We start from the raw sequence: 7693 nt of genomic DNA, 5'->3' as shown, positions 1-7693 counted from the left end.
AGTGCTCGCCGCGCTGATCGCCGCGGTCTGCCTGGCCGCCTCCGGGGTCCGGATACCCCCGCGGGCCACCTGGCCCGGCCTCGCCGCCGTCGCCGTGCCGGGCACCCGGGCGCCGACGCGCCCGTGCGGGGCCTACCAGCCGCCGCGGGGCTGCCGGATGATCCGCCGCTTCAGCCGGACCGTGCGGGTGCCGTCCGGATCGAGCCGGAGGCGGTCGAGTTCCCAGTGCCCGTACTCGGCGTGCTCGGTGAGGAGCTGGCGCGCGGCGTTGCGGGTGGTGCCGCGCGGGAGTCGCAGGGACTGGTACTCGTACTCCGGCTGCCGGACCGGCTTGGTAGGGATCAAGGCGTCTCCTCCGCTGCTGTGCTGCCTGCAAGCCTACGGCGCGCCGCAGACAGCCGACCGGTTCGGGCACGGTCGGTCCCCGCGACGGCGACGAGCCTTCCGCCCGGTCGACCTGACCGTCAATCAGTTTTCCCTCCCGGACAGGGATACCCCGTCGGGCCCGATCGGATGCGCGCACCGCCCCGACCACGGGTGCACCGCGGCCCGCCGACCCGGGGCTCCCCGCCCGCGCGCCCCCGGAAATCCACCGGCGACCCCGGAAAATTCCGGGCGCAGAACCACCCGGATCGGACATCGGGGGTGAACTTGCCCGGATTTAGCGGCTGTAGGTGACAACCGCTGTGCGTGTCGGAGCCGTGTGGAGATAGCGTCTGCACCATGTCTGATGCCGCGCAGCTGACCATCACCGAGGTACGGGCCGCCGCAGAGGCGGTCAAGGCCGCCATCGACCGCCACCTGCAGGCCGTCTCCAGCTCCACCGAGCCCGGCGATCCGGTCGTCGTCCACGCCTACGAGGAGCTCGCGGCGGCGGCCATCGCCTACGACCAGATCCTGTACGAGGTCTACGACGAGGTCACCCCGTTCGAGGTCCCGGGCGACGAGTCCGGGACCGGCTACCAGGGTCCCGACCAGCCCGAGGCGATCAGCGTGCTGATCCGCCGCGACTACCTGGTCGCCGATCCCAAGCGCCTGCGGGCCCAGGCCGAGCGGGTCGACGACTCGCTCACCCCGGGCGGCGGCGACGAGGGCGGCGCGGTGACGGCCGCGATCGGGGTGCTGTTCGGGGAGTACGAACCGGACGAGATCGCCGCGCGGGCCGAGGAGTTCGGCCTGGAGGAGGGCGACTCCACGCTCTGGGTCTCGGCCGCCGAACCGGCCGAGCCCGGCGAGTGGCTGCCCGAACCCTTCGACGGCGCCGACCCCGAGCTGCTGATCTGCCGCTTCGACGTCAGCGAGGTCTACGACGACGAGCTCGACGAGCTCTGACCGGCACCGACACGCGGAAGGGCCCGGGAGACCGCCTCCCGGGCCCTTCCGCGCGTCCCGCGGGTCCTGTGTGCCGCTACTGCTCGGTGAGGACCGCCCGCAGCCGGGTGGTCCGCGGCCGGGCGGGCCGCTCGGCGACCGCCTGGGCCAGCGCCGGGCCCGCCGCGTGCACCACCGACAGGTGCCGCTCGGCGCGGCCGAACGCCGAGTACACCCACTGCCGGGTGAGCTGCGCCGCGGCGTCCTCCGGCAGCACCACGACCACCGCGGGCCAGCGCCGGCCGACCGCCTGATGGGCCGTCACCGCCCAGCCGTGCCGCAGCTTCGCCGCCTGCGCCGGGCTCAGCGTCAGGCGCCCGCCGTCCGCCAGCTCGACGTGCAGGCCGCTCGCGTCGCCGTCCAGCACCCGGCCGGGCAGGTTGACGCCCAGCGCGGGGGAGTGCACCACCCGGTCGCCCGGGTCGAAGCCGCCGAACCGGCCCGGGCCGGGGTTCAGCCGGGCCTTGGCGGCCGCGTTCAGCGCCCGGGTGCCGGCCGGGCCGGCGTGGCCGGGCGTGAGCAGCACGGTCTGCTCGGCCGGGATGGACAGCGCCCGCGGGATGGAGTCGGTGAGCAGCTGTACGGCCCGGTGCACCGCCTCGCCGCCGTCCTTGGCGGTGAGGATCACCACCTCCTTGTCCGGGGCGTCCACCGGCAGCAGCTCGCCGATGCCGATCCCGGAGACCAGCTCGCCGATCGGGCCGAAGTCCGGTGTCCGGGACGCCACCGCGGGCCCGGACCTGGCGGCCAGCAGGTCGGCGAAGAACCGGCCGGGACCTGCGGACCACAGGCCGCCCGGGTCGCCGCTGAGCACCAGCCGGGTGCCGTCGGCGAGCGCCTCCAGCAGGGTCGCGGCGGTCTCCACGTCCAGCAGCGGGGCGTCCAGCACCACCAGCAGGTCCAGCGCGAGGGTGCCGTCCGCGGCGCGCGGGACGGCCGTGCCGTACAGCAGTTCGGCGAGGGCGCCGATCCGGCCCGCGGCGGGGGAGCCGTCCGGCAGCAGCCCGGCGAGGGCCTCGCCGCCCTGGCCGGTCCAGGTGGCGCCCCACACCCGCAGGCCCAGCCCCGCGGCGGCGTGCAGCAGCGCGGCCGGCTCGGCCCGGGCGGCCTCGCCGCCGGTGTGCAGGGTGAGGCCGCTGTCGGCCGCCGTGCGGATCAGCTCCTGGGCGGACTTGGACGGCGCGGCGGCGGCGGCCGCCGCCCAGGCGGCGGGGCCGGGCTGGACGGGGGCGAGGAGTTCGGCGGAGCGGTCGTCGGCGGCTGACGGCCCGTCAGCGGCGTCCTCGGAGTCCTCGGCGTCCTCGGCGTCTTCGTCGGGGTGGCCGTCCGCCGGTTCCGTGTCGTCCTCGCCGGGGGCGAAGGTGGAGGCGAGGCGGACCAGGCCCTCGCCGAGGCTCTCCTCGGCCAGCGCCAGCCGCTCCAGGGCCAGCAGGGTGCGGACCGGCGGCTCCTCGTCCTCGTCGTGGCTGCCGGGCGGGAGGGGCAGCTCCTCCTGGAACGGCATCACCCGCCCGTCCTCCAGGACGGCCTGCAGGGCGCCCGCCGGGTCCGGGACGTGCTGGGCGCTCAGCGCCTCGGTGACCTCGCCGAGCTCCTGGGCGGAGTGGCCGCGCAGCGCGGCCTGCTCCAGCAGCCAGGCGACCAGGGCCTGGGCGCGGCGCGGGTCGCCGGGGGTGGCCTCGGCGCCGAGCAGTCCGCGGGCGAAGCCGTCGGCGTGCTCGGGCCGGACGCCCGGCAGCGACAGCACCGCCCACGGGTCCTCGCGCAGCAGCTCGGCCGCGCCCTCGCCGAGTTCGGCGACCGCGACCGGGGCGAGCTGCGCGGGGGCGCCGCCCGCGGCGAGCACCTCCTCGACCGCTGCCCGGGCGGCCCGCCGCTGCGCGTCGTCGGCCGGGCCGCCGCTGCGCGGGGCGGGGGTCGACGGGCCGTCAGCGGGCGCCTGGCCGGCGGGCGGCTGGCCGACCGCGCGGATGGCTTCGGCGAGGGCGGCGACCGTCCCGGCGTGCTGGTCGGCGGCCGGGGTCTCCCCAGGGGTGGTCATGCGGCAGGCTCCTTCGACGGCCGGACGGTTACAGCTCCGTCCAGTCCTGGTCCGGGTAGCGGTGCACCGGGGCCGACACGTCGTCCAGCGCAGCGCGGATCTCACCCGGAAGCGTAAGGGCCTCGACCGACAGCGATGACTGCAGCTGGGCGGCGGTGCGCGCGCCGAGCAGGGTGGCGCAGACGCCGGGGCGGTCGCGGACCCAGGCGAGGGCGACCTTCAGCGGGATGGACGCCAGGCCGTCCGCGGCGGTGGCCAGCGCGTCGACGATCCGCCGGGACGTCTCGCCCAGGTACGGCTGCACCGAGCCGGCCAGGTGCGGCGACGCCCCGCGGGACTCCGGCGGCACGCCGTGCCGGTACTTGCCGGTCAGCACGCCCCGGCCGAGCGGCGAGCAGGCCAGCAGACCGACCCCGGCGTCCAGCGCGGCGGGCAGCGCCTCGCGTTCGATGCCGCGCTGCAGCAGCGAGTACTCCAGCTGTACGGAGGCCAGCGGGCTGCGGCCCGGGGAGGCGTGCTGGCGGGCCGCGGACTTGGCGAGCTGCCAGCCGCTGTACTGGCAGACCCCGACGTACCGGGCGCGGCCCGAGGAGACCGCAAGGTCCAGCGCGTGCAGGGTCTCCTCGGTGGGCGTGGCCGGGTCGTACGCCTGCACCTGCCACAGGTCGACGTGGTCGGTGCCCAGGCGGCGCAGCGAGGCGTCCAGGGCGTTCAGCAGGTGGCCGCGGGAGGCGTCCTGGCGGCGGCCCGCGCCGGTCCGCAGGCCCGCCTTGGTGGCGATGACCAGTTCGGAGCGCGGGATCAGACTGTCCGTCAGCCGGGAGAGCAGGTACTCGGCGCCGCCGTCGGCGTACACGTCGGCGGTGTCGACCAGGGTGCCGCCGGCGTCGACGAAGGCCTTGAGCTGCTCGGCGGCCTCGTGCTCGTCGGTGTCCCGGCCCCAGGTCAGGGTGCCCAGGCCGAGCCGGGAGACCCGCAGGCCCGTCCGGCCGAGCTGTCGCTGTTCCATCGGACCCTCCGTCGGCTGGAAACACGCAGGTCGGGACCGGCGGCCCCCACGTGGACGAAGGGTAGCGGCGAATGGCCCCGCCGCCGGGGACGCCCCGCGCGGCGTCGTGTCGGCCGTCGGAGGGCGTGACGCGGCGCACCACTACCGGCCAGTAGCGTGGCGGGCGGCGGCAGGGCTACGCTCGCCGAACCACCCGACTGGAAGGCTTGGGCAGATGCGACTCGGGATCAATCTCGGCTACTGGGGCCTCGGCATGGACGCCGACAACATCGCGGTCGCCCAGGAGGCCGACCGGCTCGGCTACGCGGTCTGCTGGGCCGCCGAGGCGTACGGCTCGGACGCCGCCACCGTGCTCTCCTACGTGGCCGCGAAGACCGAGCGGATCGACGTCGGCTCGGCGATCTTCCAGATCCCGGCCCGCACCCCCGCGATGACCGCGATGACCGCCGCCACCCTGGACACCCTCTCCGGCGGCCGGTTCCGGCTCGGCCTCGGCGTCTCCGGCCCGCAGGTCTCCGAGGGCTGGTACGGCGTCAAGTTCGACAAGCCGCTGGCCCGCACCCGCGAGTACGTGGAGATCATCCGCAAGGCGATGTCCCGCGAGCGGCTCTCCCACGACGGCGCGCACTGGACCCTGCCGCTGCCCGGCGGGCCCGGCAAGCCGCTCAAGCTGACCGTCCACCCGGTGCGCGAGCACATCCCGCTGTACATCGCCTCGATGGGCCCGAAGAACCTCGAACTCACCGGCGAGATCGCCGACGGCTGGCTCGGCCTGTTCTTCGCCCCCGAGCACGCCGCGCTCTCCGTCGACGCGCTGGCCGCCGGCCGCGCCAAGGCCGGCCGGACGCTGGACGGCTTCGACCTCTGCCCCACCGTCAACATCGCCGTCGGGGACGACGTGGCGGCCGCCGCGAACACGCTGCGCGACTACGCGGCGCTGTACATCGGCGGCATGGGCAGCAAGGAGAAGAACTTCTACAACCAGCTGATGCGGCGGATGGGCTTCGAGCAGGCCGCGGACGAGGTGCAGGAGCGGTACCTGGCCCGCGACAAGGCCGGCGCCGCCGCCGCCGTCCCGCACGACTTCATCGACGCCACCGCCCTGCTCGGCGACACCGCCCGGATCGCCGACCGCATGCACGCCTACGCCGACGCCGGCGTCACCACCCTCACCCTCGCCCCCAGCGGCTTCACCCTCGACGAGCGGATCACCGCCCTGCGCACGGGCGTCGAGGCGCTGGAGCGGGCGGGACTCGCCTGACGATGAGCCTTCCCGGGGTCGGGTTCCGGCCGTTCAGTGGTGCGATCCGCCGAACTGGAAGCTGAGTGGGAAATCCACCCCGCCCGGCCTGACGGCGGTCACTGCTGGCGGGACATGTGGACGTCGTCGAACCCGTCCTGCCGGGCGATCAGGTGGCCGTCGTCGGTGAGGGTGAAGACGATCTTCAGGGCCACGTCGCCGGCGCAGCTCGCGCTGATCGAGGTGGTGGTCTCCAGGACGGTGACCGTGTTGCCGCTGACCGAGGCGAGCTCGTCCACGGCGCCGCAGGGGACGCCGGTGGTCTCCCAGGTGGTGGAGGCGCGGCCGACGTTGGCGCCGGGGTTGCCGGGGGAGAACTGGATCCGGTACTTGCCCTGGGTGTCCTTGTCGACCTGGTGGACGTCGCCCTGCCAGACGCCGAGGAAGGCCGCCGGCACCAGACTGGTCGGGGACGGGCTGGGGGACGGCGAGGGGCTGGGGGTCGGCGAGGGCGACGGGCTGGGGGAGGCCGGCGGCGCGGCAGCGGTGGGTCCGCCGTTGCCCGCGGGGGCGGCGGTGTCGTGGGTGAGCCAGAGCGTGATCCCGCCGGCGGTCGCGGCCACCGCGACGGCCGAGGCGAGGACGATCGGCAGGGTCCGGCGGCCTGACGGGCCGTGCGGTGCGGTCGGCGTGCCGAGCACCACCGGCTGCTCACCCGGCGGCTGTTCACCCGGCGGCTGTTCGGCGGGTGCGGTGCCGTCGGTGACGGTCGGCGGGTGTGCCGGGACCGCGTCGGCGGGCTCGACGTCCAGGGCGAGGAGCTCGACGGCGAGCCGGCCGACCGACTCGGAGACGGCCGTGGGCAGCCAACCGCGCTGGCCGAGCCGGACCGTGCCCGGGCCGGCGGCGGTCAGGCGGCGGCGCAGCTCGGTGGGGTCGGGCCGGTCCTCCGGCTCCTTGGCGAGGCAGTCCAGGATCACCGCGCGCAGCGCGCCGTCCAGCCCGCCGAGGTCGGGCGCCTCGTGCAGCACCCGGTAGAGCAGCACGGCCGCGCTCACGCCCTCACCGAACGGGGCGATCCCGGTGGCGGCGAATGCGAGCACCGCGCCGAGCGAGAAGACGTCGCCCGGCGGCCCGGCCTGGCGGCCGTTGGCCTGCTCCGGGGACATGAAGCCCGGCGAGCCGACCACGTACCCCGAGCGGGTCAGGGCGGTGGCCGCGTCCAGCGCGCGTGCGATGCCGAAGTCGATCAGGCGCGGCCCGTCCAGGGCGAGCAGGATGTTGGACGGTTTGATGTCCCGGTGGACCAGGCCCGTGCCGTGCACGTGCGCCAGCGTCTCGCCCAGCCCCGCGCCGAGCGCCCGGACGACGGCCAGCGGCAGCGGGCCGAACTCGCGGACCGCCTCGCTCAGCGGCGGCCCGGCGACGTACCCGGTGGCGACCCACGGGTGCTCGCCCTCGGTGTCGGCGTCCAGCACCGGCGCCGTCCACTGCCCGCCGACCCGGCGAGCCGCGGCCACCTCCTGGCGGAAGCGGTCGCGGAACTCCTGGTCGGCCGCGTACTCACCGCGGACCAGTTTGACCGCCACGGTCCGCCCGCCCGGGCTGCGACCGAGGTAGACCTCGCCCATGCCGCCCGCGCCCAGCCGCCGCAGCAGCCGGTACTCGCCGACCCGCCGCGGGTCGCCCGGCCCCAACGCGTCCACTGCCCACCCCACTTCGTCCGTCCCCTGCCCAGAAGGTACCGGTAGGGACCGATGGCCGGGGCCGCTGACCCGATGACTGCGCGCTGCGGGCGCAATCTGACGAACCGCGCTCCGGCGTCCGAACCTGCCCAACCGACCGGTCCGCGGCTGTCGGAGCAAGTCCAGACCGTCCACGCCCTCGGGTTGCGCCCGCCGACGACACCGGCGGCGACCCGGGGGCAGTGTCGAAAGGGTGGAGCCGGTCCGCCATGACGGGCCGTCGACACCCGCCAAGGCGCCGACCCCGCCAAGCTCGGCCCCTTCTCCACCCTCACCGCCTCGGCCGG

6 protein-coding genes are annotated in these 7693 nt (G+C 75.9%); 2 read left to right on the top strand and 4 right to left on the bottom strand.

Annotated features, from left to right (window positions below; translation table 11 throughout):
* Positions 1-132 precede the first annotated feature (132 nt).
* Complete coding sequence (locus ACWD4U_RS04150) at positions 133-342, bottom strand: DUF5703 family protein (RefSeq protein ID WP_363449344.1); 210 nt, start codon at positions 340-342, stop codon at positions 133-135.
* A gap of 381 nt (positions 343-723) precedes the next feature.
* Here ACWD4U_RS04150 and ACWD4U_RS04145 point away from each other — a divergent pair, with 381 nt between their 5' ends.
* On the top strand, positions 724-1332 hold the full coding sequence (locus tag ACWD4U_RS04145) for a hypothetical protein (RefSeq protein WP_363449098.1): 609 nt from the start codon (positions 724-726) through the stop codon (positions 1330-1332).
* Positions 1333-1408: 76 nt separating this feature from the next.
* On the opposite strand, the gene ACWD4U_RS04140 is transcribed toward ACWD4U_RS04145, so the two are convergent.
* The gene (locus ACWD4U_RS04140; RefSeq protein ID WP_363449100.1) at positions 1409-3412 is read right to left on the bottom strand and encodes a helix-hairpin-helix domain-containing protein; all 2004 of its coding nucleotides are present in this window, start codon (positions 3410-3412) and stop codon (positions 1409-1411) included.
* A 28-nt stretch (positions 3413-3440) separates the two neighbouring features.
* The gene (locus tag ACWD4U_RS04135) at positions 3441-4421 is read right to left on the bottom strand and encodes an aldo/keto reductase (RefSeq protein WP_363449102.1); all 981 of its coding nucleotides are present in this window, start codon (positions 4419-4421) and stop codon (positions 3441-3443) included.
* A gap of 214 nt (positions 4422-4635) precedes the next feature.
* On the opposite strand from ACWD4U_RS04135, the gene ACWD4U_RS04130 reads away from it, so the two are divergent.
* Entirely contained in the window at positions 4636-5682 is a 1047-nt protein-coding gene (locus ACWD4U_RS04130) for an LLM class F420-dependent oxidoreductase (RefSeq protein ID WP_363449104.1), read from the top strand.
* Between the two features lie 98 nt (positions 5683-5780).
* Here ACWD4U_RS04130 and ACWD4U_RS04125 read toward each other — a convergent pair whose 3' ends face one another.
* Positions 5781-7379: a serine/threonine-protein kinase gene (locus ACWD4U_RS04125; RefSeq protein ID WP_363449106.1), complete on the bottom strand. Its 1599-nt coding sequence runs from the start codon at positions 7377-7379 to the stop codon at positions 5781-5783.
* Positions 7380-7693: the final 314 nt, after the last annotated feature.

The sequence above is a fragment of the Kitasatospora sp. NPDC002522 genome, from assembly GCF_053595195.1.
Note: the sequence above shows the minus strand (reverse complement) of the source record. Positions and strands in the feature narration are given on the sequence as shown.